The 26,790-nt window shown below is 64.9% G+C and carries 26 protein-coding genes and 1 tRNA gene; 22 read left to right on the top strand and 5 right to left on the bottom strand.

Features of this window, described 5'->3' with window-relative positions; translation table 11 throughout:
- Window positions 1-251: 251 nt before the first annotated feature.
- From ponA2 to B133_RS0119785, 7 genes are all read left to right on the top strand, one after another.
- Window positions 252-2,708, top strand: a complete 2,457-nt coding sequence (ponA2, locus tag B133_RS0119815; protein ID WP_018603527.1) for a transglycosylase/D,D-transpeptidase PonA2 — start codon at window positions 252-254, stop codon at window positions 2,706-2,708.
- 82 nt (window positions 2,709-2,790) lie between these two features.
- Window positions 2,791-3,747, top strand: a complete 957-nt coding sequence (locus tag B133_RS0119810) for a metallophosphoesterase (protein ID WP_018603526.1) — start codon at window positions 2,791-2,793, stop codon at window positions 3,745-3,747.
- Window positions 3,744-4,835 carry a PLP-dependent cysteine synthase family protein gene (locus B133_RS0119805; protein WP_018603525.1) on the top strand — a complete coding sequence of 364 codons (1,092 nt, stop codon included), beginning with the start codon at window positions 3,744-3,746 and terminating at the stop codon, window positions 4,833-4,835. The genes B133_RS0119810 and B133_RS0119805 overlap by 4 nt, the downstream gene beginning before the upstream one ends.
- 210 nt (window positions 4,836-5,045) lie before the next feature.
- Window positions 5,046-5,119: transfer RNA gene (locus B133_RS0119800), tRNA-Pro, on the top strand.
- A 43-nt stretch (window positions 5,120-5,162) separates the two neighbouring features.
- Window positions 5,163-5,459, top strand: coding sequence for a hypothetical protein (locus B133_RS25055; protein ID WP_026256660.1), 297 nt, complete (start codon window positions 5,163-5,165; stop codon window positions 5,457-5,459).
- Between the two features lie 696 nt (window positions 5,460-6,155).
- Window positions 6,156-7,469: a hypothetical protein gene (locus B133_RS0119790; RefSeq protein WP_018603524.1), complete on the top strand. Its 1,314-nt coding sequence runs from the start codon at window positions 6,156-6,158 to the stop codon at window positions 7,467-7,469.
- Between the two features lie 93 nt (window positions 7,470-7,562).
- A complete protein-coding gene (locus B133_RS0119785; RefSeq protein ID WP_018603523.1) occupies window positions 7,563-8,060 on the top strand; it encodes an SRPBCC family protein in 498 nt (165 codons plus the stop codon).
- A gap of 13 nt (window positions 8,061-8,073) precedes the next feature.
- Here B133_RS0119785 and B133_RS0119780 read toward each other — a convergent pair whose 3' ends face one another.
- The gene (locus tag B133_RS0119780) at window positions 8,074-8,538 is read right to left on the bottom strand and encodes a GatB/YqeY domain-containing protein (RefSeq protein ID WP_026256659.1); all 465 of its coding nucleotides are present in this window, start codon (window positions 8,536-8,538) and stop codon (window positions 8,074-8,076) included.
- 69 nt (window positions 8,539-8,607) lie between these two features.
- Between B133_RS0119780 and B133_RS0119775 the strand changes: the two genes are divergently transcribed.
- The 5 genes from B133_RS0119775 to B133_RS0119755 are packed head-to-tail and all read left to right on the top strand — an operon-like array spanning window position 8,608 to window position 13,810.
- Window positions 8,608-9,762 (top strand): glycerophosphoryl diester phosphodiesterase membrane domain-containing protein, encoded by a 1,155-nt coding sequence (locus tag B133_RS0119775; RefSeq protein WP_026256658.1) that lies wholly within the window; start codon window positions 8,608-8,610, stop codon window positions 9,760-9,762.
- Between the two features lies 1 nt (window position 9,763).
- Window positions 9,764-10,417: a DUF4129 domain-containing protein gene (locus tag B133_RS0119770; RefSeq protein ID WP_018603520.1), complete on the top strand. Its 654-nt coding sequence runs from the start codon at window positions 9,764-9,766 to the stop codon at window positions 10,415-10,417.
- Window positions 10,414-11,526 carry a DUF4350 domain-containing protein gene (locus B133_RS0119765; RefSeq protein ID WP_018603519.1) on the top strand — a complete coding sequence of 371 codons (1,113 nt, stop codon included), beginning with the start codon at window positions 10,414-10,416 and terminating at the stop codon, window positions 11,524-11,526. The genes B133_RS0119770 and B133_RS0119765 overlap by 4 nt, the downstream gene beginning before the upstream one ends.
- Window positions 11,523-12,488, top strand: a complete 966-nt coding sequence (locus B133_RS0119760) for a MoxR family ATPase (RefSeq protein WP_018603518.1) — start codon at window positions 11,523-11,525, stop codon at window positions 12,486-12,488. Before B133_RS0119765 ends, B133_RS0119760 begins: the two co-directional genes overlap by 4 nt.
- Entirely contained in the window at window positions 12,488-13,810 is a 1,323-nt protein-coding gene (locus tag B133_RS0119755; protein WP_018603517.1) for a DUF58 domain-containing protein, read from the top strand. Before B133_RS0119760 ends, B133_RS0119755 begins: the two co-directional genes overlap by 1 nt.
- A gap of 79 nt (window positions 13,811-13,889) precedes the next feature.
- On the opposite strand, the gene B133_RS0119750 is transcribed toward B133_RS0119755, so the two are convergent.
- Window positions 13,890-14,882 (bottom strand): stage II sporulation protein M, encoded by a 993-nt coding sequence (locus B133_RS0119750; RefSeq protein ID WP_018603516.1) that lies wholly within the window; start codon window positions 14,880-14,882, stop codon window positions 13,890-13,892.
- Window positions 14,883-14,914: 32 nt separating this feature from the next.
- Here B133_RS0119750 and B133_RS0119745 point away from each other — a divergent pair, with 32 nt between their 5' ends.
- The 8 genes from B133_RS0119745 to B133_RS0119710 all read left to right on the top strand — a co-directional run bounded on the left by B133_RS0119745 (window position 14,915) and on the right by B133_RS0119710 (window position 21,994).
- Window positions 14,915-15,763 (top strand): RDD family protein, encoded by an 849-nt coding sequence (locus B133_RS0119745; protein ID WP_018603515.1) that lies wholly within the window; start codon window positions 14,915-14,917, stop codon window positions 15,761-15,763.
- Between the two features lie 61 nt (window positions 15,764-15,824).
- Window positions 15,825-16,400 (top strand): TetR/AcrR family transcriptional regulator, encoded by a 576-nt coding sequence (locus B133_RS0119740; RefSeq protein WP_018603514.1) that lies wholly within the window; start codon window positions 15,825-15,827, stop codon window positions 16,398-16,400.
- A gap of 54 nt (window positions 16,401-16,454) precedes the next feature.
- Window positions 16,455-17,990: an efflux MFS transporter LfrA gene (lfrA, locus tag B133_RS0119735; RefSeq protein ID WP_018603513.1), complete on the top strand. Its 1,536-nt coding sequence runs from the start codon at window positions 16,455-16,457 to the stop codon at window positions 17,988-17,990.
- 36 nt (window positions 17,991-18,026) lie between these two features.
- Window positions 18,027-19,019, top strand: coding sequence for a Gfo/Idh/MocA family protein (locus B133_RS0119730; RefSeq protein ID WP_018603512.1), 993 nt, complete (start codon window positions 18,027-18,029; stop codon window positions 19,017-19,019).
- A gap of 205 nt (window positions 19,020-19,224) precedes the next feature.
- Window positions 19,225-19,818 (top strand): 6-phospho-3-hexuloisomerase, encoded by a 594-nt coding sequence (gene hxlB / locus B133_RS0119725; protein WP_018603511.1) that lies wholly within the window; start codon window positions 19,225-19,227, stop codon window positions 19,816-19,818.
- Between the two features lie 54 nt (window positions 19,819-19,872).
- Window positions 19,873-20,235: a cupin domain-containing protein gene (locus tag B133_RS0119720; RefSeq protein WP_018603510.1), complete on the top strand. Its 363-nt coding sequence runs from the start codon at window positions 19,873-19,875 to the stop codon at window positions 20,233-20,235.
- 115 nt (window positions 20,236-20,350) lie between these two features.
- Window positions 20,351-20,713: a cupin domain-containing protein gene (locus B133_RS0119715; protein ID WP_026256656.1), complete on the top strand. Its 363-nt coding sequence runs from the start codon at window positions 20,351-20,353 to the stop codon at window positions 20,711-20,713.
- A 255-nt stretch (window positions 20,714-20,968) separates the two neighbouring features.
- The gene (locus tag B133_RS0119710; RefSeq protein ID WP_018603508.1) at window positions 20,969-21,994 is read left to right on the top strand and encodes an ATP-dependent 6-phosphofructokinase; all 1,026 of its coding nucleotides are present in this window, start codon (window positions 20,969-20,971) and stop codon (window positions 21,992-21,994) included.
- Window positions 21,995-22,036: 42 nt separating this feature from the next.
- Here B133_RS0119710 and B133_RS0119705 read toward each other — a convergent pair whose 3' ends face one another.
- The gene (locus B133_RS0119705; RefSeq protein WP_018603507.1) at window positions 22,037-22,759 is read right to left on the bottom strand and encodes a cache domain-containing protein; all 723 of its coding nucleotides are present in this window, start codon (window positions 22,757-22,759) and stop codon (window positions 22,037-22,039) included.
- On the bottom strand, window positions 22,756-23,598 hold the full coding sequence (locus B133_RS0119700; RefSeq protein WP_036419449.1) for a FadR/GntR family transcriptional regulator: 843 nt from the start codon (window positions 23,596-23,598) through the stop codon (window positions 22,756-22,758). Before B133_RS0119700 ends, B133_RS0119705 begins: the two co-directional genes overlap by 4 nt.
- A 338-nt stretch (window positions 23,599-23,936) precedes the next feature.
- Between B133_RS0119700 and hxlB (B133_RS0119695) the strand changes: the two genes are divergently transcribed.
- Both hxlB (B133_RS0119695) and hxlA read left to right on the top strand, forming a co-directional pair.
- Window positions 23,937-24,548 (top strand): 6-phospho-3-hexuloisomerase, encoded by a 612-nt coding sequence (hxlB, locus tag B133_RS0119695; RefSeq protein WP_018603505.1) that lies wholly within the window; start codon window positions 23,937-23,939, stop codon window positions 24,546-24,548.
- Window positions 24,549-24,620: 72 nt separating this feature from the next.
- Window positions 24,621-25,244 (top strand): 3-hexulose-6-phosphate synthase, encoded by a 624-nt coding sequence (gene hxlA / locus B133_RS0119690; RefSeq protein WP_018603504.1) that lies wholly within the window; start codon window positions 24,621-24,623, stop codon window positions 25,242-25,244.
- 76 nt (window positions 25,245-25,320) lie between these two features.
- Here hxlA and B133_RS0119685 read toward each other — a convergent pair whose 3' ends face one another.
- Window positions 25,321-26,631, bottom strand: a complete 1,311-nt coding sequence (locus B133_RS0119685) for a response regulator transcription factor family protein (RefSeq protein WP_018603503.1) — start codon at window positions 26,629-26,631, stop codon at window positions 25,321-25,323.
- Window positions 26,632-26,790 lie beyond the last annotated feature (159 nt).

The raw sequence follows: 26,790 nt of genomic DNA, 5'->3' as shown, positions 1-26,790 counted from the left end.
AGCCCTCCGGTGTAGAACGCTGATGCGATCTACGCCACATTGCGCCAGTGTGTGTTACCTGGGTCGCACTGTGTGTCCAAGCTAGGTGGTCAGAGGGTATTAACGCAACAGTTTGCGAGGCACTTTTTTGGGACGGCCGTGCAGTCTGACAAGGCTTCCCACCGTTTCCGCCCTTTCCCCAGCGAGATCGTGGTAACGCCGTTGGTCTGCTCGCCGGTGAACCCCCACGGAAGCGTCGTTACTCTATACCCATGCCGGACCAGCCGACGCGACCGCCTACCACGGTCACGGTCATCAAGCTCGCCTGGTGCTGCCTGCTGGCCAGCGTCCTGGTGGCCGCCTTCATGTTCCCTGTCGTCGGCGGATTCGGACTGATGTCCAACCGGGCCTCCGACGTTGTCGCCAACGGCTCCGCCGCACTGGTGGAGGGCGACGTGCCGCAGGTGTCGACGATGGTCGACGCCAAGGGCAACACCATCGCGTGGCTCTACTCGCAGCGCCGGTTCGAGGTGCCGAGCGACCAGATCGCCAACACCATGAAGTTGGCGATCGTCTCCATCGAGGACAAGCGGTTTGCCGAACACAACGGCGTGGACTGGCAGGGCACACTGACCGGTCTCTCCGGCTATCTGTCCGGCAACACCGACACTCGCGGTGGTTCCACACTCGAGCAGCAGTATGTGAAGAACTACCAACTGCTGGTCGTCGCCCAGACCGACGCCGAGCGCCGCGCCGCCATCGAGACCACCCCGGCCCGCAAGCTGCGCGAGATCCGGATGGCGCTGACGCTGGATAAGACGTTCACCAAGCCCGAGATCCTCACCCGCTACCTCAATCTTGTGTCATTCGGCAACGGGTCGTACGGCATCCAGGACGCCGCGCAGACCTATTTCGGCGTCAACGCCTCCGAACTGAACTGGCAGCAGGCCGCACTGCTGGCCGGCATGGTGCAGTCCACAAGCACGCTCAACCCCTACACCAACCCCGACGGCGCGCTGGCCCGTCGGAACCTGGTGCTGGACACGATGATCGACAACATTCCCCAGGAGGCCGAGGCGCTGCGGGCCGCCAAGGAGCAGCCGCTGGGCATCCTGCCGCAGCCCAACCAACTCCCCCGCGGTTGCATCGCCGCAGGCGACCGGGCGTTTTTCTGCGATTACGCGCTGGAGTATCTGGCCCGGGCGGGCCTCAGCAAAGAGCAGGTCGCCAAGGGCGGTTATCTGATCAAGACCACCCTGGATCCCGATGTACAGGTGCCGGTCAAGTCCGCGATCGACAGTATCGCCAGCCCCAGCATCGACGGCATCGCCAGCGTGATGAGTGTGGTCAAGCCGGGCAAGACCTCGCACCCGGTGGTGGCGATGGCCAGCAACCGCACCTATGGCCTGAACACCGACGCCGGCGAAACCATGCAGCCGCAACCGTTCTCTCTCGCAGGCAACGGTGCGGGCTCGATCTTCAAGATCTTCACCACGGCGGCAGCCATGGACATGGGGATGGGCATCAACGCCACCCTGCCGGTGCCGGGGTATTTCCAAGCCAAGGGCCTGGGCAGTAGCGACACTCCGGGATGCCCGAAGGAAACCTGGTGCGTGAAGAACGCCGGCAACTACCGAGGCTCCATGAGCGTCACCGAAGCGCTGGCCACCTCGCCCAACACCGCGTTCGCCAAGCTCATATCGCAGGTCGGAGTGCCGCGCGCGGTCGACATGGCGGTGAAGCTGGGCTTGCGGTCCTACGCCATGCCCGGCACGGCACGCGACTACGACCCCGACAGCAACGAGAGTCTCGCCGACTTCGTCAAGCGGCAGAACATCGGCTCGTTCACACTCGGTCCACTCGAGGTCAATGCGCTGGAGCTGTCCAATGTGGCTGCCACGCTGGCCTCCGGTGGTATGTGGTGCCCACCCAACCCGATCGACAAAGTCGTCGACCGCCACGGCCAGGAGGTGTCGGTGACGACCGAGACCTGCGAGCAAGTGGTGCCCGAAGGCCTGGCGAACACCCTGGCCAACGCGATGAGCAAGGACGACAGCGGCGCGGGCACCTCGGCGGGTGCGGCGGCCTCGGTCGGGTGGGATCTGCCGATGTCCGGCAAGACCGGCACCACCGAGGACAACCGATCGTCGGCGTTCCTCGGTTTCACCAATCAGTACGCCGCGGCCAACTACATCTATGACGACTCGTCCACGCCCAGCGAGTTGTGCTCGTTCCCGCTGCGCCAGTGCGGGTCCGGCAACCTGTTCGGCGGTAACGAGCCGGCCCGCACATGGTTCGCCGCGATGAAGCCCATCGCCAACAACTTCGGTCCGATCGCGTTACCGCCGACCGATCCGCGGTATGTCGACGGCGGGCCCGGTTCGCAGGTACCCGTTGTCAACGGGATGGACGAGAACTCGGCCCGACAACGGCTCAAGGAGGCCGGTTTCCAGGTCGCCGACGGCACCAACTCGGTCAACAGCAACGCCAAGTACGGCACTGTCCTCGGCACGACTCCCAGTGGGCAGACCATCCCCGGCTCGATCATCACGATCCAGATCAGCAACGGCGTCCCGCCGCCACCACCTCCGCCACCCCCTCCACCGGTAGCACCGCCGATGCCCGGCGGCCCGCCGCCCGACCTCGGCCAGACGGTCGTGGAGATCCCCGGACTGCCACCGATCACCGTCCCGGTGCTCGGTCCACCTCCGCCGCCGCCACCGCCGTGACAGTCAGATCGTGATGTGCGGTTGCCGACCGCGACCGGCCAAGAAGCGGTGAGTGCACAGCATCGGGCAGTAGGCTGCCACCATGTCAGCAGCCTCGGTAGTCAAGAAGACAGCCGCTGTCGCCACGGGCTCGTTGGTGGCCGGGATCGGGTATGCGTCCGTCATCGAACGCAATGCATTCGTCCTGCGGGAAGCGACCATGCCGGTGCTGGCGCCGGGCTCATCGCCGCTACGGGTGCTCCACCTGTCTGATCTGCACATGCGGCCGGGTCAACAACGTAAGCAGGCCTGGCTGCGCGACTTGGCCCGGCTCGAGCCCGACCTGGTGGTCAACACCGGCGACAATCTGGCGCACACCAAGGCGGTGCCTGCCGTCGTCCAGTCGCTGAGCGAGCTGCTTTCGGTGCCGGGGCTGTTCGTGTTCGGCAGCAACGACTACTTCGCGCCCCGGTTGAAGAACCCGCTCAACTACGTGATCAAACCCCAGCACCGCGTGCACGGCGAGCCGCTGCCGTGGCAGGACCTGAGGGCGGCCTTCACAGAGCGGGGCTGGCTGGATCTCACCCACACCCATCGCGACATCGAGGTCGCCGGGCTACACATCTCGGTCGCCGGCGTCGACGATCCGCACCTCAAGCGGGATCGATACGACACCATCGCCGGACCGGCCAACACGGCCGCGAATCTCACCCTCGGGCTGACCCACTCCCCCGAACCACGCGTGCTGGACCGGTTCGCCGCCGACGGCTACCAGCTGGTGCTGGCCGGCCACACCCACGGCGGCCAATTGTGCCTTCCGTTCTACGGCGCGCTCGTCACCAATTGCGATCTGGACCGGTCACGGGCTAAGGGCGCCTCCCGTTGGGGGGCCAACATGGCGCTGCACGTGTCGGCGGGTATCGGCACCTCCCCATACGCCCCGCTGCGGTTCTGCTGCCGCCCGGAGGCGACGCTGCTGACTCTGGTCGCAGCGCCCACAGGCGGTGGTCATGTCGGCAGTCGTGCCGGCACGTCCTCACCGACCGTCTCTGCACGGTGACCACGGCGTCCCGCAGCCAGCCACGCGAGTGGGTGGACAATGCGGTCCAGCTGATCGAGGCCGACGCCCGCCGCAGCGCCGACACGCATCTGGTGCGGTACCCGTTGCCGACGGCGTGGAGCGACAGCGTCGACGTGGCGTTGTACCTCAAGGACGAGTCGACCCACATCACCGGCAGCCTCAAGCACCGGCTTGCCCGGTCGCTGTTCCTGTACGGCCTGTGCAACGGGTGGATCGGCGAGAACACCACGGTGATCGAGGCGTCATCGGGCTCGACGGCGGTCTCTGAGGCATATTTCGCGGCGCTGCTGGGCTTGCCGTTCATCGCGGTGATGACGGCCTCCACCAGCGCTTCGAAAATCGCACTCATCGAATCACAAGGCGGCCGTTGCCATTTCGTTGCCGAATCGTCCCAGGTATATGCGGAGGCGCAACGACTCGCGGCCGAGACCGGCGGGCACTACCTGGACCAGTTCACCAACGCCGAGCGGGCCACCGACTGGCGCGGCAACAACAACATTGCCATGTCGATCTTCGAGCAGATGGAGCTGGAAGCTCACCCAATCCCGGAATGGATCGTGGTGGGGGCCGGCACCGGTGGCACCAGCGCGACGATCGGCCGGTTCATCCGATACCGACGCCATGCGACCCGGCTCTGCGTAGTCGATCCCGAGAACTCCGCGTTCTTCCCGTCCTACGCGCAGGGCAGAGACATCGTCACAGGCGCCTCGTCACGTATCGAAGGGATCGGCAGACCGCGGGTGGAGCCGTCGTTCCTACCCGACGTTGTGGACCGCATGATTTCAGTGCCTGACGCCGCATCGGTCGCAGCGTCCCGTCATGTCAGCGCTGTGCTGGGGCGACGAGTAGGGCCATCCACGGGGACCAACTTGTGGGGCGCATTCGGGTTGCTCGCCGAGATGGTCAAACACGGAAAGAGCGGGTCGGTGGTGACGCTGCTGGCCGACAGCGGCGACCGCTACGCCGACACCTATTTCAACGACGACTGGGTGAGCGCCCACGGACTGGACCCGTCCGGGCCCGCAGCGGTACTGGCCGAGTTCGAACGCTCAGGCTCCTGGTCCTGAGCTGTCGGCCGTCACGAACAGCCACAACGCTGCAAGTGCGAAAAAGCCCAGGTAAAAGGTGGCGCCCAGGGTGGTCATGGTGATCTCCAGTCATGCCGGCGGGTTCAGTATGTACAACGCCACCGACACGCCTAATCCATCCCGCGGCGGACCGTGAACGTCGATTTGGCTTTCGACCGCCCCGGTGCGATACGCTGTCGTGGCTTCACGCGGGGTGTGGCGCAGCTTGGTAGCGCGCTTCGTTCGGGACGAAGAGGTCGTGGGTTCGAATCCCGCCACCCCGACAGTGCAAGTAAGGCCCTGACCAGGAATGACCCGGTCAGGGCCTTGTTGTATTACGAGGCTGGTTCGCCTTCTGTCCGCAATAGTTTCCAGATCGTCGGGGCCCTTGCCTTCCATCCGAGTAGCCAGCTCGACGACGAGGAACTTCAGGAACGGCACCGAACGGCGCTCGTGGTTCACCCGTCGGCGAAGCATGTCGAAATCCCCCACCCGCAACGCAGCCATCTCTGCGTACCGCAGACGCCTACCTGCTGGTGGGTGAGATATGCCTCGATCGTCGGAGCCTCCGAACCGCCCTCCATCAGTGTGGTGATCCAGGAGCGCACCGACGACGACGCCTGACCTCGGCAACTGCGGTATTTTCCAAGCATCGCGGACATGCACCGCCCACGCCGAGGACCGGGCGGCGTTCGTTGAATCCTTCACGTGTGCTGGTGTTTTCAGCCACTGCGTATACATCTTCCCGACCGTGACCGTTCCCGCACCAGGCGCGACACAATGCAATGCCGTCAAGCCACTCCGTCGTGTCGACCTTGCGAGCAAAACCCTTCGCATGCTCATTGTCAGATTCGCCGACATACCTTGCACGCCAGCGCATTCCCTTACCGTGGTTGGCACTAGAACGGTCTTGGCGGCGGATCGCAGTCAGCGAATCCTCGATGCCTCGAATACCCGGGTTACTCCGGATTGGTCCGCTTTTCGGTGGTGTGGTTCTGGTGGCGCTCGGCCTGCTGCTGTTCGTCGTCGCCGCAGCGCTGAGCGCCGCCTTGCGCTATATTCAGCTGCCGCTGGCAAAGCCAGGGAACTGGACACCTAACGGCGACCAGGCGCAGATCGCTAACGGCGTGCGGGGGGTGGACGATTTGCGATCTCAGGCCCAGTACGAACCAATTCCGTATCGCACGGCGTGGGCAGATGAGGGTAAGCCACAGCGTGCGATACGGCAATTCCGTCGTTGTTTTCGGCCAACTAGCGCCGGTCTTGGCAACTGCGCGCTAGCGTGACGCTCTGACAGTCTCATCATGGGTAGGAATAAGAATGAATGCATACAGCACGGTGAAAACATCACGCACGATTGCCGCCGGAGCCGTCGCAAGCGGGTTGTTCGCATCCGTCGGGCTAGGGGCAGTTCCCATCGCGAATGCGACCTGTGCGTCATTCTTCGGCATCGGCAACAGCGCCGACTGCACGAGCAATCTGTTGAGTTGGGCCGTCGCCGTCGGCGACGGAGCGTCGGCGCACGCCGAAGGGTCCGTTGGCGGGGCATTCGCCCTGGGGATGAACAACACGGCCGCTACCGGCGGGGGGTCGATCTTAAACTTGGCCATCAGCGCCTTTGGCAGCAACAACTCCGTTGTGGCCGAGGGCGCCATCTCGAACTGGGCCACAAACATCGGTGGCGACAACAACACCGTCTCGACAACAGGCAGCCTGTTCAATACCGCCACCAACATCCTCGGTGACGGCAACGTCGTCACCACCCAGGCCGGATATGTGAACTGGGCGCGAAATGTGTTCGGCGACAACAATGTCGTCACGGTGAACGGTGGTGTGGCGAACTGGGCCCGGAACGCCTTCGGCGACAACAACAACCTGACAATACAAGCCGGTAATGCGAACACGGCCAGGAACATCTTCGGCAGCGACAACACCGTGACGGTACAGGGCGGCTCCGGCAATCTCGCTCGAAACCTGTTCGGCGACAACAACGACATCACCACCCAAGTCGGCTTGTCGGATGTGGCCCTCAACTTTTTGGGTAGCGACAACGCCATCACGGCGACAGGCGGGTCCTTCAACGGCGCGAGGAACATTGCCGGCAATGGCAATGAGCTGTCGTCCGGGGGACCGGGGAGCAACCGGAACCTGGCTCTCAACGTGCTCGGCGGAGCCAACGAGCTGTCTGCGGGTGGACCCGGCAGCAATGTGAATGCCGCCCTGAACGTAGGGGGAGGTGCGAACGTCATCAGGGCCGGTGCGAGTGATTCCACACCCGGCAACTTCAACGCCGGGTTCAATGTCTTCGGCACCGGGAACACCGTGGCAGCGGGTCCCGGCCCGCTGGCGTTCGCCGGTTCGGTCTTTGCCGACGATCGGACTCCCACGCAGTCCGGTCCCGGCGTCGCAATCAACAACAACCGCTTCGGTGGGGCAGCCACACAGAGCGGTCAGAGCACGACAGCTCGCACGACGAACGCGCAGTCGACGAAATCGGTCGACGCGCAGAAGGTCGGCAAGCACCGCGCGCAGACCAACAATCCGGTTAGTTCGGCGACCAAAAAGTTGCGTGACTCGCTGAAGAAGGCTACAGAGTCCAAGCACGCGAAAGCCGAATCCGCCGACGCCGACTAGGCTGACAGGCAAGGGCCCTGACCAGGCAATCCGGTCGGGGCCCTTGCTGCTTTCAACGGTCGAGCAGACCGCGCTGCTGGCATGCTCATTGGTATGCCCCGGTTCACGCTGAAATCTGTCGACCCCGATTTCTTCACCACGGCGCCGCACATCTTCCGCTACGTCAAACGGTTTGCCGCACCGCCGCAACGGGTGTGGGAATCGCTGACCTCCGACGAGTCGCTGGCCGCCTGGGGGCCGTCGGTCACCCGGGTCACCTGGCTCTCGCCGCGGCCGTTCGGGGTCGGCAGCTCCCGCGAAGTGGCGCTCGCGCCTGGTGTGGTGAAGGTGCACGAGACGTTCTTCCGGTGGGAGGAAGGCCGGCGGTACTCGTTCGCCGTCGACCACGCCAACATTCCCACCCTGCAGCGGTTCGCCGAGGATTACCTGATCGAGCCCGCCGGTGACAGGCGGACACAGTTCACCTGGATCGTGGCGATCGAACCGAAGCCGACGTTCACGCTGCCGTTCAAGGCGCTGGCCCCGGCGGTCAAGGCGACGTTCGGCCGGCTGGTTTCCGACGGCGAGCGCTACTTCGCCAGACAGGGGTGAGAAAAGCCCCCACCTACAGGCGGGACTTGACGGCCGCCGACAACCGCGCGCCATCAGCCTTGCCGTCGGCGATCGCCGTCGCGATCTTCATCACCTGTCCCATCTGGCGCATGCTCGGGCGCTCGCCGATGTCTTCGGCCACCCGGGCGATGGCGGAATCGGCGACATCGGCCAACTCGGAGTCGGTCAGCGGCGTCGGCAGGTACTCATCGATCACCCTGCCCTCGGCATGCTCATTGGCCGCCAACTCACCACGCCCGTTCTGGGTGTAGATCTCGGCCGATTCCCCGCGCTTCTTGGCTTCGCGCGACAGCACGGCGATCACCTCGGCATCGGACAGTTCGCGCACCTGCTTGCCGGAGACCTCTTCGGTCTGGATCGCGGCCAGCACCATTCTCAGCGTCGCGGTACGCAACTTGTCCTGCGATTTCATCGCCGCAGTCAGATCCGCGCGCAATCGATCCTTGAGTTCGGCCATGGCCACAACCTACGCCGCCGGGCGATGGGTCACGTTGTCAATTTTGCCGGTCCTCGACAGGATGGAGAGATGACCAACGACGCCGACGGGTATTCGCCGTATCCGCCGCCGCCGGGCCCGCCGGGCTACGGACCCCCGCTTGGCTACTCGCCACCACCCGGTTATGGACTTCCATACGGTTACGGTCCCCCGCCGGGTTACGGCCCGCCTGGGTACAGCCCCCCGCCCGGTTACCCGCCGTACGGGCCGCCGCCGGGCTACCCGATGGCGTTCAAGCCGGGTGTCATTCCGTTACGGCCGCTGAGCCTTTCGGACATCTTCAACGGCGCGGTGAACTACATCCGGGCCAACCCCAAGGCGACGCTCGGTCTGACAACCATCGTCGTCGTAGTGGCCCAAATCATCTCGTTGCTGCTGCAGATCGGGCCGTTGGCCACCTTCAGCACTTTCGACTCGACTCTGCAGGGCGATACACCGTCCGCGGGTGCGCTGGCGCTGGTCTCGGCGGGGAGCTTCGCCGGCATCATCGTCACGGCGCTGGCCGGCGTGCTGCTCAGCGGCATGCTCACCGTGGTGGTAGGGCGCGCGGTTTTCGGCGGCACCATCACCATCGGACAGGCCTGGCAACGGTTGCGCGGCAGATTCTGGGCGCTGATCGGCCTGACCGCCTTGGAAGCCTTGGCATTCGGACTGGTGGGCGCGATCATCGCCCTCGTCATCGTCATGGTCGCCGGGGTGGGCGGTGGCGTCGCGGCGTTCGTCGTCGGCGCCCCACTGGTGCTGGCGGCGATCGTCGGCCTCATCTACGCGGTCACCGTGCTGCTGTTCGCCCCGCCGCTGATCGTGCTGGAGCACCAGAGCGTGTTCGCCGCCGTCGCACGGTCGTTCGCTCTGGTGAAGCCCGATTTCTGGCGCGTGCTCGGCATCTGGCTGCTGGCCACGATCGTGGCCAACCTGATCGCGGTCGCGGTCAGCGTGCCATTCGGCGCCGTGGGCGCGCTGCTGAGTACCGGACCCGGCGGCATCTCGATTCCCGGTCTCATCGTCTCGGCGATCGGCGGCGTCATCGGACAGATCATCACTGCGCCCTTCAACGCCGGTGTCGTCGTCCTGCTCTACACCGACCGGCGCATCCGTGCCGAGGCATTCGACCTGGTACTGCAGACCGGCGCGGTTGGTCCCGCGGAGTCCACGGACCAACTCTGGCTGATTCGAACCCGGTGAGTTGAGCGCCATCGATATCGACCGCGACGCCGCGCACGACGCTGCGCAAAACGAGCTCAGCAAGCCGATCTACCCGAGATCCTCACCGACCCAACAGTTCCTCGACTGGCTGACCGACCTGTTGTACCGCCTTGCGATGCAGGGTTCGAAGATCCCGGGCGGCTGGTTCACCATCGCGGTGCTGGCGATCCTGGTGGTGCTGGCCGTTGTGGTTGCGGTGCGGACGGCACGGCGCACCATGCGGACCAACCGCGGCGAGCAGTACGCCTTGTTCGACAGTCGGGCGCTCAGCGCGGCCGAACACCGCCGCACGGCCGAGCAGTATGCGGCGCAAGGCAATTGGGCAGCCGCTATCCGGCATCGATTGCGCGCGGTGGCCCGTCATTTGGAGGAAACGGGGATTCTCGACCCAGTGCCCGGACGCACAGCCACCGAGCTGGCCCGGGATGCCTCAGCCATGCTGGGCGACCTGTCGGGTGAATTATTCAGCGCAGCGAGCATATTCAATGACGTCACCTACGGTGAACAGCCCGGCAGCGAGACCGCCTACCGGACCGTCGCCGATCTCGACGTCCGGTTGCGCGACCACGGTCGGGCGTCCGCAGCCACCGCCACAGCGGTCGGGGACTCTGTCGGCTGGACACCGGTGCGATGACTCCGCGTTGGCGCACGACGCGCTGGGTGCTGCTGGCGGTCGTGGCTATCGTTGCGGTGGCCGCGGCCAGCACCTACCTGACAGCGCCACGATCAGGTGGCCGGCTTGACCCCGAGGCAACCGGGCCCGACGGCGCACACGCTCTGGTCGCACTGCTGCGCCAGCACGGTATCGAGGTGATCACCGCCGATACGATCGGCGACGTGCAGCGGGCAGCCGCGCCCGACACCCTCGTGGTGGCGGCGCAGACCTTGTATCTGTCGGACGAGGACCAACTGCATCAATTGGCGCAAGCCCCGGGAGACTTGCTGCTCATTGCCCCGGTCAGCAAGACCAGGGAGGCGCTGGCCCCGAAAATCAAGCAGGGCAAGGCCAGTTCGTTCGGCGGTGGGGACCCCGATTGTGATCTCGCCGAGGCCACCCGCTCCGGCGATGTCGAACTCGGCCTGACCGACACATTCCAGCCGGCCGACGACGCCCAGGTGACCAGTTGCTACCGGGGCGCGGTGGTCCGCTACCAGGACGGTGGTCGAACCGTCACGGTCGTGGGCACCGGGGACTTCATGGCCAACGGCGGCTTGCTCAAGGCCGGCAACGCCGCACTCGCAATGAACCTGGCCGGCGGCCGCTCCCGGGTGATCTGGTACGCGCCTCAGCATCCCGAAGGTGAATCCACGGGCGGTAAAGGAATTTCCGCCCTACTACCCACGCAGGTGCGGTGGGTCGTGCTGCAGCTGGGCTTGGTGGTGGCGCTTCTCGCGGTGGCCAGCGCGCGGCGCCTCGGCCCTCTGGTCTCCGAATCGCTACCGGTGGTGGTGCGGGCATCTGAGACGGTCGAGGGACGCGGTCGCCTGTACCGCAGCCGGCGGGCCCGCGACCGCGCCGCCGAGGCTCTGCGGTCTGCGACCGTCACGCGACTGCTGCCACGACTCGGGCTGACAGCCGGCGCCGCGCCCCAGGCGGTGGCCGCGGCAGTCGCCGCGCGCACGGGTGGCGACATCGGCGTGGTCGGCCACACGCTGTTCGGTCCACCCCCTGACACCGATTCCGATCTCTTACATCTGGCCCATCAACTCGACGACATCGAAAGGCAGGTCGCGCAGTCGTGACTCAGCCCGCCCTTGATTCCGATGCGGCGCGAAACGCCCTGCTGTCCTTGCGAAATGAGATATCCAAGGCTGTCGTGGGGCAGGACGCGGTGGTCAGCGGCCTTGTCATCGCCCTGCTGTGCCGCGGTCACATCCTGCTCGAAGGCGTGCCCGGCGTGGCCAAGACCCTGCTGGTACGCACCCTGGCCGCCGCGCTGCAGTTGGAGTTCAAACGCGTGCAGTTCACCCCGGACCTGATGCCCGGCGATGTCACCGGCTCGTTGGTGTACGACGCACGCACCGCCGAGTTCGAGTTCCGCGCCGGGCCAGTGTTCACCAATCTGCTGCTGGCCGACGAGATCAACCGAACTCCGCCGAAAACCCAAGCGGCACTGCTGGAGGCGATGGAGGAACGTCAGGTCAGCATAGACGGGCACCCCCGGCCTCTGCCTGATCCGTTCATCGTGGCGGCCACGCAGAACCCCATCGAATACGAGGGCACATACCAGCTGCCGGAGGCGCAGCTCGACCGGTTCCTGCTCAAGCTCAATGTGCCGCTGCCACCGCGAGATCAGGAGATCGCCATCCTGGGCCGCCATGCCTACGGCTTCGACCCCCGCGACCTGTCCGCTGTGCGACCGGTGGCGGGCGCCGCCGAGCTGGCCGCGGGTCGCGAGGCGGTGCGCCAGGTGCGAGTGGCCGATGAGGTGCTCGGCTACATCGTCGACATCGTCGGCGCCACAAGGCACTCCCCCGCCCTGCAACTGGGGGTGTCCCCACGCGGCGGTACCGCACTGCTGGCCACCGCGCGGTCTTGGGCGTGGCTGTCTGGCCGCAACTACGTCACCCCCGACGACGTCAAGGCCATGGCTCGTTCCACACTGCGGCACCGGATCGCGTTGCGCCCCGAGGCCGAACTGGAGGGCGCCACACCCGACGGTGTGCTCGACGGCATCCTCGCGGCCGTCCCGGTACCGCGCTGATGATCCTCACCCGCCGGGCCGGTGTCGTCGCGCTGATCGCGACTGTGCCGATCGCGGTGGCACCATGGCCGGCAACAGTTTTCGCGGCACTTCTGGTGCTTCTGGTGCTCGCGGTAGCACTCGATGTGGTGCTGGCCGGCAGTCCGGCTGCGGTGAGGATGCAACGCAGCGGGGACAGCACGGGGCGGCTGGGCCAGAGTGTGGATGCGGTATTGACGGTGCACAATGCGGGACGTCATCGGCTGCGCGGACGTCTGCGCGACGCGTGGGCACCCAGTGCGGGCGCCGAACCGCGCACGCATCCGCTGGACATCCCTGCCGGACAACAGGTTCAGCTGAACACCCGGTTGCGTCCGGTGCGGCGCGGGGATCAACGATCGGAGTTCGTCACGGTGCGTTCGATCGGCCCGCTGGGGCTGGCCGGCCGTCAACGCACACTGTCGGTAGCCGGTCAGGTGCGCATCCTGCCGCCGTTCCTGTCCCGTAAGCATCTGCCGTCACGGCTGGCCCGGCTGCGTGAACTGGACGGCGCCATACCGGTGTTGATCCGTGGCCAGGGTACCGAATTCGATTCCCTGCGTGAGTATGTCGTCGGCGACGATGTCCGCTCGATCGACTGGCGGGCCACCGCGCGCCGTGCTGACGTAGTGGTGCGTACCTGGCGGCCGGAACGCGACCGCCGGGTGGTGATCGTGCTCGACACCGGGCGCACGTCGGCGGGCCGTGTCGGGGTGGATCCCACCGCGGGCGATCCGAGCGGCTGGCCCCGGCTCGACTGGTCGATGGATGCCGCGCTGCTGCTGGCCGCACTGGCCTCGCGGGCTGGCGATCATGTGGATTTCCTTGCCTTCGACCGGGTTACCCGCGCCGGGGTGTTCAACGCGTCGCGCACGGGGCTGCTGGCCCAATTGGTGGAGGCGATGGCTCCGCTGCAACCGGCACTGGTGGAATCCGACGCCGCGGCCATGGTGGCCGCGGTGATCCGGCGGGTGCGTCAGCGGGCGCTGGTGGTGCTGCTGACCGACCTCAACTCCTCGGCGCTCGACGAAGGGCTTATGACGGTACTGCCACAGCTCTCCACAAAGCATCAGGTGCTGGTGGCCGCGGTGGCCGATCCCCGGATCGAGCGGTTGGCCGCCGGCCGTGACGACGCCGCGCAAGTGTACGACGCCGCAGCGGCCGAACGGGCCCGCAACGATCGTCGGGCCATCGCAACCCGGTTGCGGCGCAATGGAGTTGACGTGGTCGACGCCGCGCCCGAAGAGCTCGCACCGATGCTCGCCGACCACTATCTGGCGATGAAGGCGGCGGGAAAACTCTAGTTTTCATTGCGCGAGCAGACATGCGGGTCCCGCAGACGCGGCGTGTCGGGGTACTTGCGCGTCTGCTCGCGGAGAAAAATCAGCCGACCGGGACCATGTCGGGGGCGTCGTCGATATCGCCGGTCTCGCCGGCCCGCACAGCCTTGCGGCCGAAGTAGATGACATAGGTCAAGAACGCGATCTCGACGGCGACACCGATCCCGATACGCACCGCGGTCGGCAGCGGCGAGGGCGTCACCATCGCTTCGACCAGACCGGACAACAGCAGCACCGCCGCCAACCCCACTGCCACCGCCACCACCGCCCGCCCCTGCTCGGCGAGCACCTGCCCGCGCGGCCGATCCCCGGGTGCGATCACCGTCCAGCCCAACCGCATTCCCACCGCACCGGCCAGGAACACCGCGGTGAGCTCGAGCAGCCCGTGCGGCAGGATCAGGCCCAGGAACAGATGGCCCTTGCCTGCGGCGAACATCAGCCCGGCGATCACGCCCAGATTCGCGGCGTTCTGGAACAGCAGGTACGGGATCGGCAACCCGAGCAGGATCGCGAACCCGATGCACTGCGCGGCCACCCAGGAGTTGTTCACCCACACCTGCACGGCGAATGAGCCCGCCGGGTTGTCGCTGTAGTACGACGCAAAATCGTGATTGACCAATTGGTCGATCTCACTTGGGGTTCCGACGGCCGTGTGCACCTCGGGATTGCCGCCAACCCAGAAGGCCAGGCTGAACACCACCAGCATGAACGCCGCCGCCGTACCGAGCCACCACCGCCACGAGCGGTAGGCCACCACCGGAAACGACACCGTCCAGAACCGCACGAACTCCCGCCATAGCGGAGCGTGGGCACCGGTCACCACGGAGCGGGCCTGGGCCACCAGCCCCGACAGCTTGCCGACCAAAACCGAATCATTCGACGCCGATCGCACCATCGACAGGTGAGTGGACACCCGCTGGTACAGATCAACCAGCTCGTCCACCTCTGCGCCGGTCAACCGCCTGCGACGTTTGACCAACTGCTCCAGCCGGTCCCACGTGGCGCGATGGGCCAGCACAAACGCATCGACATCCACCCGGCCGATGGTAATCGGTAGGTTGGGACGCTATGTCCTACCAACCGGCCTTCCAGCACGGACCGGTAGTGACCGGGGATGCGGTAATCCTCGACGTCCAGATCGCGCAGCTGCCGGTGCGCGCCCTGGCCTCGATCATCGACGTTCTGGTGATCCTTGCCGGCTACCTCGTGGGCGTGGTGCTGTGGGCGATAACCCTCACCCAGCTCGACGACGCGCTTTCGGCGGCGATCCTGATCATCTTCACACTGCTGGCACTGGTCGGCTATCCGGTGATCATGGAGACCACGACGCGCGGCCGCTCGCTGGGCAAAATGGCGATGGGCCTGCGGGTGGTCGCCGAGGACGGCAGCCCGGAACGCTTCCGCCAGGCCCTGTTTCGCGGTTTGTCCGGCTTCATCGAGATCTTCATGTTCACCGGCGGTCCCGCGGTGATCTGCAGCCTGCTCTCCCCCAAAGGTAAGCGGATCGGCGACATCTTCGCGGGCACCCTGGTGATCAGCGAGCGCGGTCCCAAGCTGACACCGCCGCCGGCCATGCCGCCGACGCTGGCATGGTGGGCGTCGTCACTGCAGTTGTCCGGGCTCGGTCCTGAGCAGGTCGAGCTGGCCCGGCAATTCCTGTCGCGGGCGCATCAACTGGATCCGCGTATCCGCGAGGAGATGGGGCACCGGGTGCTACACGAGATCGCGACCCGGATCTCGCCGCCCCCGCCACCCGGCGTGCCGCCGCAGTACGTGTTGGCCGCGGTCCTCGCCGAACGGCACCGCCGCGAGGTCGCCCGCCTCGTTCCCCCCACGCCGGCCTCATATCCACCTCCGCAGGCGCCGCAGTACGTGCCACCACCGCCCCAGTCCGGCGGATTCGCCCCGCCGAACTGACCACCCACGGTGATGGGACACACATGTCCCATTTCGGATCAATAGTGCTATATTTTGATGCATGAACACCCAGGTGGCCCCCCACAGCGGAGCGCGTGAGCGCACCCGCAGGGCGATCCTGGACGCCGCAATGGCCATGCTGGCCGACCACCCGGCCGCCAGCATGGCCGAAATCGCCGCGGCCGCGGATGTCGGGCGCAGCACGCTGCACCGCTACTACCCGGAACGCTCCGATTTGCTTCGCGCGGTCGCCTATCACGTGCACGCACTCAGCAGCGCCGCGATCGAGCTCGCCGAGCCCACCAACGGACCCGCCGAAGCGGCACTGCGCCGGGTGGTGGAGAGCCAGCTCGACCTCGGCCCCATCGTGCTCTACATCTACAGCGAACCGACCATTCAGGCCGATCGAGAACTGGCAGCCCACCTGGACACCGGCGACGAAGCGATCACCGAGGTACTGGAGCGAGCGTCGGCGCAGCGGCCCGAATATCCCCCCGGATGGGCCCGACGGGTGTTCTGGGCGCTGCTACTGGCCGGCTACGAGGCCATCAAGCAGGACGGCACCCCGCGCCACCAGATCGTCGATGCCATCATGAACAGCCTCACCGCCGGCACCATTCACCTGCCGCGCAGCTGAATATCACTCCACCACAACGCTTTTCCTCTTTCTCGGCTATCGGAGTTACCCCTCATGTCCGCCTTCCTCGACGCCACGCCGGCGCAGCCACTCACCACCCCGAGACGCGCCTGGGTGGCGCTGGCGGTCCTGATGCTGCCGGTGCTACTGATCGCCATCGACAACACCGTGCTGGCTTTCGCGCTACCCATGATCGCCGAGGATTTCCGGCCCGCGGCGTCGGTCCAGCTGTGGATCGTGGACATCTACTCGCTGGTGCTCGCCGCGCTGCTGGTTTCCATGGGCAGCTTCGGTGATCGGATCGGCCGGCGCCGGATCCTGCTGATCGGGGCCAGCGGCTTCACCGTGATGTCGGTCCTGGCCGCGTTCGCCCCGAGCGCTGCGTACCTCGTCGCCGCCCGCGCCGCCCTCGGCGTGTTCGGCGCGATGCTGATGCCCGCGACGCTGTCGCTGATCCGCAACATCTTCACTGACGCCGGTCCCCGCCGGCTCGCCATCGCCATCTGGGCGTCCTGCTTCACGGCCGGCACCACACTGGGTCCGATCGTCGGTGGCGCTCTGCTGCAGCACTTCCACTGGGGTTCGGTGTTCCTGGTGGCCGTGCCGCTCCTGCTGCCCCTGCTGGTGCTCGGCCCGCGCCTGGTGCCCGAGTCCCGTGATCCGAGTCCGGGTCCCGTCGACCTGCTCAGCGTGACGCTGTCGTTCACGGCGATGCTGCCGTTCGTCTGGGCCGTCAAAACCGTTGCACACGACGGCTTTTCTGTGCTGGTTGGGCTTGCCTTCGCGGTCGGCATCGCCTCGGGCGTGTTGTTCGTGCGCCGGCAGAACCGCAGTGCCACACCGATGCTTGACATGAGCCTGTTCTCCTACGGCCCGTTCAGCTCATCGGTGCTGGCGAACTTCCTGTCCATCGTGGGCTTGATCGGGTTCGTGTTCTTCGTCTCTCAGCATCTGCAGCTGGTGCTCGGCTTGTCGCCACTTGCAGCCGGTCTGGTCACGCTGCCGGGTGCGTTGATGTCGATGATCGCCGGCATCGCCGTGGTCAAGGCGGCCAAACACTTTTCCGCGCAGTCGCTGATGGTGAGCGGTTTGGTATTCGTCGCGGCCGGGTTCGGAATGATCATGCTGTTCCGCCACGATCTGACGGTGGTCGCGGTCATCGTGTCGTTCGTGGTGCTGGAACTCGGCGTCGGTGTCTCACAGACGGTGTCCAACGACACCATTGTCGCCTCGGTCCCGGCCACGAAAGCCGGTGCCGCGTCGGCAGTCTCGGAGACTGCCTATGAGCTCGGGGCGGTGGTCGGCACCGCGACGCTGGGCACTATCTTCAGCGCGTTCTATCGCGGCAACGTCGAGATTCCCGCTGGGCTGACTGCGGAGCAGGCCGGCGCGGCCGGCGAGAGCGTCGGCGGCGCCGTATCGGTTGCCGCCGAGCTCCCAGCGGAAACGGGAACGCACCTGCTGGATTCGGCCCGTACGGCGTTCGACTCCGGCATCGCGCCGACAGCGCTGATCGCGATGGCGCTTTCACTGGCCGCCGCGGTGATCGTGGCGTGGTCGTTCCGCGGCGCGCGCAACCATCGCGCATAATTCTTCGCAAGCTCTTTGACACAGAACGGATATCAAATGTCGATACGTTGGGGAATTGTCGGGCCGGGTCGGATCGCGGAGAAGATGGTGGGCGACTTTGCCCACGTGCCGGACGCGACAGTCCTCGCAGTCGCATCTCGATCCGCTGATCGCGCAAAGGCATTTGCCGCCAAACATGGCATCGAACGTAGCTACGGGTCGTACCGGGACATGATTGCCGACCCCGATGTCGATGTGCTGTACATCGCGACCCCGCACACGCACCACCACGCCATCGGGCTTGCTGCTGCATCCGCCGGCAAGGCATTGCTGGTGGAAAAGGCCTTCACCGCCACTCTCGCCGGAGCCGAATCGCTGGTGGACGCGGTGCGCGAGCACCATGTGTTCGCGATGGAGGCAATGTGGACCCGCTTCCAGCCAGCGGTGGTGGCCGCACGCAAATTGCTTGCCGACGGTGCGATCGGCACGGTTCGGTCGGTGCAGGCCGATCTCGGCGTGACGCGATCCTTCGATCCCACCGACCGGATCTTCGCCCACGAACTGGGCGGTGGCGCCCTCCTTGACCTGGGTGTCTACGTGGTGTCGTTTGCTCAGATGGTGCTCGGAGACCCGACGTCCGTTTCGGCGTTGGGTTCGCTCGAACCGTCGGGGGTGGATGCCGACGCGACCTTACTGCTCGGTTTCGACGAGGGTGGGACGGCGACACTCATGTGCTCGTTGCACAGCCCGATGCCCGGGCACGCCCGGATCTTCGGCACCACGGGGTGGATCGATATCCTGCCGCGTTTTCACCACCCGAATTCTTTTGTGCTGCACCGACAAGGTCACGAATCGGAACAGTTCGATCTTCCCGCGCTAGGAGACGGGTTTTCACACGAACTCATCGAAGTCACCGAGGCGATCAAAGCTGGGCGCACCGAGAGTGCGGTCATGCCACTCGATGACACGCTGGCGGTGCAGCGGGCACTGGAAGACGCGCTGACGCAACTCGGCGTTCGATTCGAGGAGGATCCCGCGGCTTTCGGGTGATCACGGAGTCAGGCTCGCGGCGATGGTCACTTTTGCGGGGAGAACGAACGCTGCGAGCTCGTTCCTCCAGTAAAGTGCGGGACGATCCACGTAGCAGCCTACTCAAACGGGTAGATCAAACCATCCCAAATTGGCGTTCCTCCGACCCGCAAATGACAGGACGATTGAACGTCAGGCCCCACCTCTAGAGGAGGAGAAGAACATCATGTCCGGCACCACCCATATCGCCTCGGAAATTAACCGGGAAAGTATCGCTGGCAACCTGTCCCTGGTCGTGGACGAGATCACGAGTACTACGGCCAAAGTCAACGCGGAGCAGGTGGCTATCCTGGCTCGCAACATCGCCCAGCCGGGTCAGGTGTTCTTCGCTGGAGCGGGTCGTAGCGGGCTGGTCCTGCGGATGGCCGCAATGCGGCTGATGCACCTTGGTCTGCAGGTGCATGTTGCAGGAGATACCACCACCCCGGCGATCGGTTCCGGTGATCTGCTTATCGTGGCTTCGGGGTCGGGAACGACCTCGGGTGTGGTCAAGTCGGCCGAGACCGCCAAGAAGGCCGGGGCGCGTGTCGCTGCGCTGACCACCAATGCGGATTCGCCGCTGGGTAAGCTCGCCGATGCGTTGGTGATCATTCCGGCCGCGCAGAAGACCGATCACGGCTCGCATATTTCGCGTCAGTACGCGGGGTCGTTGTTTGAGCAGGCGTTGTTCATCGTTACCGAGGCCGTGTTCCAGTCGCTGTGGGATCACACCGATATCGAGGCCGAGGAACTCTGGACGCGCCACGCCAACCTCGAATGACCCAACCCTGACAGCCCCCACACACCTCATGTTCTCAGCAGAAAGCCGAACCCAATGACCGAAACCTTCCGGCCCGCAGAACTCTTCCAGGGGAAACTCGATGAAGCCCTGCTGGCCCCGCCTTTGGCCGAGGTGATTGGTGACGAAATCCCGACACGAATCGCCATTCCCTTCAAGAGCGACGATGCTCGCATTCTCTCCGGCGTCTGGGAGGCCGACCCCGGTCTCTCACGCTGGGAGTTCTTGGACCGGGGCGAATCGATCCATGTCCTCGAAGGCCGCATGGTCGTTACCGAGGATGGCGGCGAGCCCGTCACCGTGGAGGCTGGCTCTGCTGCCTTCTTCCCCATCGGGTGGAAGGGAACCTGGGAGATCCAGGAGCGGATCCGCAAGTTCTTCGTGATCTTCGCGGCCTAGTCAAGTGCACTGTCAGGCCCAGGGGAGCAACCCCGGGGCCTGACGGTGCGCGATGGGGATCGCCGCGGGGATCCATGCCTGGATACAGAAAATAGAAAACAGAAAGGTAGTTTCAATGACCGTAACCTTCCGGCCCCTCGAGCGCTTCGAGGAGAAGCTCGAAGAGTCTCTGCTCGGCCAGCCCTCCGCTGAGGTGCTGGGCGACCCGATCGGAGTGCGTTCTTCTGTCCCCTTCATCGACGAAGACCACGGCATCCGTTCCGGCGTCTGGGAGGCCCAGCCGGGTCTGTCTCGCTGGGAGTTTGTCGAGCGGGGTGAAATCATCCACGTCCTCGAAGGGCGCATGATCGTTACTCAGGATGGCGGCGAGCCCGTCACCCTCGAGGCTGGCTCTGCTGCCTTCTTCCCCATCGGGTGGAAGGGAACCTGGGAGATCCAGGAGCGGATCCGCAAGTTCTTCGTGGTCTACGCGGCCTAGTCAAAGTGCTTGTCAGGCCGGAGGGCACGCCCCCGGCCTGACAAGCTCGACTGGGATCACCGTAGGGCACCGGCGCCTCCTGTTTCCCCACGAGGGGAAGACGACGCGACCTAATCTCGCTACTGGCGCGAAGATGCCATCATTCGTTACCGCACGGCCTCCCTTGACGTTAGACAGATTTTGCCCGCCGCTGGCGTGATGATCGTGGGGCGTGACGCGCTCCTGTAAACCCTCTCCTACGATCTGAGACGAAACATGAAAATCGGAATCCTCACCAGCGGTGGCGACTGCCCCGGATTGAACGCAGTCATCCGCGCCGCCGTTATTAAAGGCATTGCCGTCCACGGTCTCGAGTTCGTTGGATTTCTTGACGGCTGGCGCGGCGTGGTAGAGGGCGACATCATCGATATCCCGCGCACGATGGTCCGCGGTATCGCCAAGCAGGGCGGCACCATTCTTGGCACCTCGCGCACCAACCCGTTCGCAAACGGCGGCGGCCCCGAGGTCATCAAAGCGCACATGGACCGGCTGGGCATCGACGCGATCATCGCCATCGGCGGTGAGGGAACCCTGACTGCCGCAAAGCGCTTGACCGACGCGGGCCTGAAGATCGTGGGCGTCCCGAAGACCGTGGACAACGACCTTGACGCCACGGATTACACCTTCGGTTTCGACACCGCAGTGCAGATCGCCACGGAAGCAATCGACCGGCTGCGCACTACCGGCGAATCGCACCACCGATGCATCATCGCCGAAGTGATGGGCCGTCACGCCGGCTGGATCGCACTGCACGCCGGCATGGCAGCCGGCGCCCACGCCATCCTCATACCGGAACAGAAGCTCAGCATCGATCAGATCACCCAGTGGGTGAAGGGAGCCCACTCCCGCGGGCGGGCACCGCTGGTAGTGGTGGCCGAAGGGTTTGTTCCGGAGCACATGGAATCCCCGCATTCCGAGCGTGGGCTGGACGCCTTCGGCCGTCCCCGGCTCGGTGGGATCGCAGACCAGCTGGCCCCGGAGATCGAAAGCCGCACCGGCATCGAAACCCGCGCTACCATCCTGGGCCACATTCAGCGCGGCGGCGTGCCCACAGCCTTCGACCGAGTCCTGGCCACCCGGCTGGGTATGGCGGCCATCGACTCTGTGGTTGACGGCTTCTGGGGCACCATGGTGGCGCTGAAAGGCACTGAGATCGAGCAGGTGAGCTTCGAAGAAGCCCTTGGGGGCCTCAAGGCCGTTTCGCAGAAACGCTACGACGAAGCTGCATTCCTGTTCGGCTGAGCTGACCCGGGCCCTTTGGGGACCAGCGGCCTCGTTCTGTGTTCAAGGGGTCTGACGGTTGGCGGTGTAAATCAGTGACAGCCCCAGGTGCGGAACATCGAGAGTAACTCGATGCTGGTCCGGTGATCCGGATTTGATTCGCTCACCCACCAGGTACATCCCGGAGTTGCCGAGGATGACACGGTTGCTGGCGTTGACGAGGGCGGCATCGCCTGGAATCAGAAGCAGATTCGGCATGATGATGGGTTCCAGGTCCGTGAGCCGGATGTCGCACCCTGCCACCCCCGTAAAGTGTCCATGGACCGAGAACGGCGCCATGAACGTAAGGATGTATTCCTCGAAGCCCGAGTAGTCGATGTACGGGCCCCACACCGTCTGCTCACCTGTGGAAGCGGCGGTCGAGAAAAACGGTAGCTTCTCGTAGTCGTAGTACCGCGCGCTGCCTGGAGTCATGTCAAAATCCAGTCTTCCAAGGTCACCGGATGCCTTGCGGAACCACCATTCGAAAGCGTGGCCGCCCTCCTCGACGGAGGCCGCGGCGAAGAAAGTTCCGGCGCCGACAGCGAAAGTGTTCTTCGTCAGGAACTTCTGTGAGAGTTCGTCCAATCCGGTCAGCGCCGCCCGGCTGACCTTGGACTTCCCCGCGAGATTTCGGTCAAGCAACGCGGCGACGGCTGTGGCCAAGTTCTTGATCTCGGTGGAAACGCCGCTGATCCAGGAAGTGAGGGCATCGGCAGCATGCGCGACTTCAGTGGTGGAGTTCATTGGCCCTCCTGAATTGTTGGCCTAGTGGACGATGCCGATGCCTGAGAGGAGGAACTGATATCGGGGGTGGCTGGGGGGGTTCTCGATCTCGACTGGGCATAGCCGAGGACGAGTTTCGTATCAATCAGGTGGAAGATGTTTCGCCTGATGTGTTCAAGTGCCAGTTTCTGGGCCCGCTCGGGGTGGTCCTGAGCCACTGCCCGGACCAGTTCCAAATGCTCGGCGGTTGCCCGTTCAGGGTCATATCCCTCTGTCACGGTGAAGGGGGCCCACAGCTGCCGAACCGTTTCTTCCTGAAGGCGGATTTCGGCATTGGCAAGCCTTGGTGATTGCGCGGACACCGCCAACTCGATATGGAAGCGGCTGTCAGCAGATGCACGGGTTTCAGGGGTCTCCGCCAGAACCAAGGCTCGCGCAAGTTCCTGAAGACGGTCGAAGTCGTGTGCTTCTGCGCGCTCACATGCCAGCCGGATGGTCGCGGCGGCTATGGCGGAATGCTCGTCTCCGATGTCGCGGATTTCCGAGATAGAGGTCGAGAGAAACCAATCCTGCATGATGTCGGTCTGAGGTTCGGGCTGATTGACGACAAAGGTTCCTCCGCTCCGGCCTCTGCGAGTCTCGACGACTCCTCGCTCCCGCAGTTCCGACAAGGCTTCACGAAGGGTCGCGCCGCCAACCCCGAACATCTCCGAGAGTGCGGCCTCTGGGGGCAAGCGTTCACCTACTTTGAGCAACCCGAGGGCAATCGCCTTGGAAATTCTGTCGACAATCGCGTCGGCCCTCTCGATTTCCGGCAGGGACCGATAAATCTGCGATTGGAAGGGGGTCGGCGTGGCCAAAAGTCTGCGCTCCGAAAATGGACTACGGGGTGACTCGATCCTAGCCAACTCGGGCACTGGACATAGGCTGGATAGTCCGCGGTTTCCGGTATTGGCGCTGGTAGCACCCTTGATGGCGATGACGTGGCCGATGCCGGTTTAACGTACTCAGCCACAGCCTGTAGCTGCACTCGTCCGGCCAGTCCACCGGGGCGGGAACTTCCGACCAATCCTAAAGTGTAGTGAGAACCGTCAGAAAATAGTGTTACCCCCACCCGCTTGCTTCGGGATCATGGATGTCGACCAGAAAGCATCTGTTCGGCCGCGACAGGCCTGATCGCAGAATCGAAAGGGGCTCTATGAATCAGACGGCAAGCACGGCCGTCCTGAGCGGACCTGCCTCGGAAATTAACCGGGAAAGTATCGCTGGCAACCTGTCCCTGGTCGTGGACGAGATCACGAGTACTACGGCCAAAGTCAACGCGGAGCAGGTGGCTATCCTGGCTCGCAACATCGCCCAGCCGGGTCAGGTGTTCTTCGCTGGAGCGGGTCGTAGCGGGCTGGTCCTGCGGATGGCCGCAATGCGGCTGATGCACCTTGGTCTGCAGGTGCATGTTGCAGGAGATACCACCACCCCGGCGATCGGTTCCGGTGATCTGCTTATCGTGGCTTCGGGGTCGGGAACGACCTCGGGTGTGGTCAAGTCGGCCGAGACCGCCAAGAAGGCCGGGGCGCGTGTCGCTGCGCTGACCACCAATGCGGATTCGCCGCTGGGTAAGCTCGCCGATGCGTTGGTGATCATTCCGGCCGCGCAGAAGACCGATCACGGCTCGCATATTTCGCGTCAGTACGCGGGGTCGTTGTTTGAGCAGGCGTTGTTCATCGTTACCGAGGCCGTGTTCCAGTCGCTGTGGGATCACACCGATATCGAGGCCGAGGAACTCTGGACGCGCCACGCCAACCTCGAATGACCCAACCCTGACAGCCCAGACCTACTCACGTTCCATACCCATCGCAGTTCCCAACAGAAAGAAGACAGCAATATGAAGCTCCAAGTTGCCATCGACCTGCTGACCACCGAAGCCGCTCTTGAGCTGGCCGGCAAGGTTGCCCCCTACGTCGACATCATCGAGCTCGGCACCCCCCTGATCAAGGCCGAGGGCCTGTCGGTCATCACCGCCGTCAAGAAGGCTCACCCGGACAAGATCGTCTTCGCTGACATGAAGACCATGGACGCCGGCGAGCTCGAGGCCGACATCGCGTTCAAGGCTGGCGCTGACCTGGTCACGGTGCTCGGTTCGGCCGACGACAGCACCATCGCCGGTGCCGTCAAGGCTGCCCAGGCTCACAACAAGGGCGTCGTCGTCGACCTGATCGGTATCGAGGACAAGGCCGCTCGTGCGCAGGAAGTTCGCGCCCTGGGTGCCAAGTTCGTCGAGATGCACGCCGGTCTGGACGAGCAGGCCAAGCCTGGCTTCGACCTGAACGGCCTGCTGGCCGCCGGTGAGAAGGCTCGCGTTCCGTTCTCCGTCGCCGGTGGCGTCAAGGTTGCCACCCTTCCGGCAGTGCAGAAGGCCGGCGCCGAGGTTGCCGTCGCCGGTGGTGCCATCTACGGCGCAGCCGACCCGGCCGCCGCCGCGAAGGAACTGCGCGACGCGATCGTCTGATCGTTCTAACGCTCTGATCAAAAGTGTTGCCCCGCAGCCTTACGGCTGCGGGGCAACACTTTTTTGATACACCCCGTCAGCGGAGTCCGTGGCTGTGTGCCAGCGCGATAGCCTCGGTGCGTGAGCCGACGCCGAGCTTCCTGAACAAGTTCCGCACATGGAATTTGACGGTGTTCTCGCTGATCCCAAGCGTCATCGCGATCGTCCGGTTGCGCTGTCCGGCGACCAGATGCTGGAGCACTTCGAGCTCCCGGGGGGCAAGGTCCCATCCGGCGATATCCCCGGCGGCCGCCGGGCGTGCCGGCAGGTCCAAGGGGAGCGTGACGAATGCATCTGCACCCCAGCGTGGCATGATCTCGATCCGCAGCTGCCCGGCGAGCGCCTGGACCTGGCGGTCCAGACGGCCGATGCTCGGCGAGTCGGCGGCGAGCATACCGCGGCCGTCGTCGCGTACGTTGATCAGCAGGTTTTCGCCGTCGCAGTCCCACTGCGTCCGTACCCTGCTGATGTCGGGCTGTTCCATCATGGCCAGCACAAGTCCGCGGACGATGGCCCGTCCGGCGTGAGCAACTTCGCCGGGCAAGGCCCTTCCGTTCTGCGGTGGTTCGATGAATTCGATCTCGAGGTCGCCGAAGCGCGTGAGCGGTCGCAGATCCTCCCGCAGGCGTTCGAAGGCCACGGCGGCCGGCACTTCTACCAGGTCCGTCGTGCGGTCGCTAAGGGTCCGGAGCTCGACCAGGGCCTTGGCGGCGAGGTCAGTGGCAGTTGAGCGCGCTGCTGCGTCGTCCAAGGAGGATGAGCGCAGCGCTGCCAGGAGCGTCTCCAAAGTTGTGGAGTGCAGATCGGTCAGTTCCGCTGTCACACGGACACGTTCAGCTGACGCCGCCCGCGATTCCAGCAGGTACGACGGCGGCGCATCGGCCACTTTTTCCTGAATCCGCTGGGCGGCAATGCGCCACAGATACATCACCAGGTCCAGCCCGTCGTCGTGTTCTGTATCGGCCGGCTGCGGATCCGTGAGGACGAGGAGGGCACCGCTGGAGGCGTGTTTCAGGGAGAGAACGCGGCGGGACCGGCCGGCAACCTCAGCTTCACCGCTCCAGGACGTATCATCCGAAAGGGTTGCGCGAAGCGCGTCGAGCTCGGCGATGGAGACCCGCGAAATGATTTCATCCGCGCCCGCTTTCTTCTGCGGCCGCCCTGTGCAGTCTTCCGTGAAGATAACAAGCGCGCTGCTTTTCAGGTAGGGAAGGGTGGCAGCGTGTAGTCGCTCCGCTATCTGAATGAGCGGGGCTTCAGCCAACGACGCCACCGTCTGCAGGAGCGGCCACGGGACGTCTGTGGGAGGTAGGGGGACCTTCAGTGGCTGGTCAACGGCTGTGCTCATCCGGTCAGTCTATCCGGGCTATCGCGAGCGGAATCGTCCAACCAGTCCGAAAGTGTAGTCCTAACCGTCAGGAAAGAGCGTTTCGCCTGCCCGTTTGGTTCGCGATCATCGATATCACGCGATCTACCAGAATTATCCGTGCGGCCGCCACGGGCCGAT

Source organism: Mycobacterium sp. 155 (assembly GCF_000373905.1).
Classification (GTDB): domain Bacteria; phylum Actinomycetota; class Actinomycetes; order Mycobacteriales; family Mycobacteriaceae; genus Mycobacterium.
Note: the sequence above shows the minus strand (reverse complement) of the source record. Positions and strands in the feature narration are given on the sequence as shown.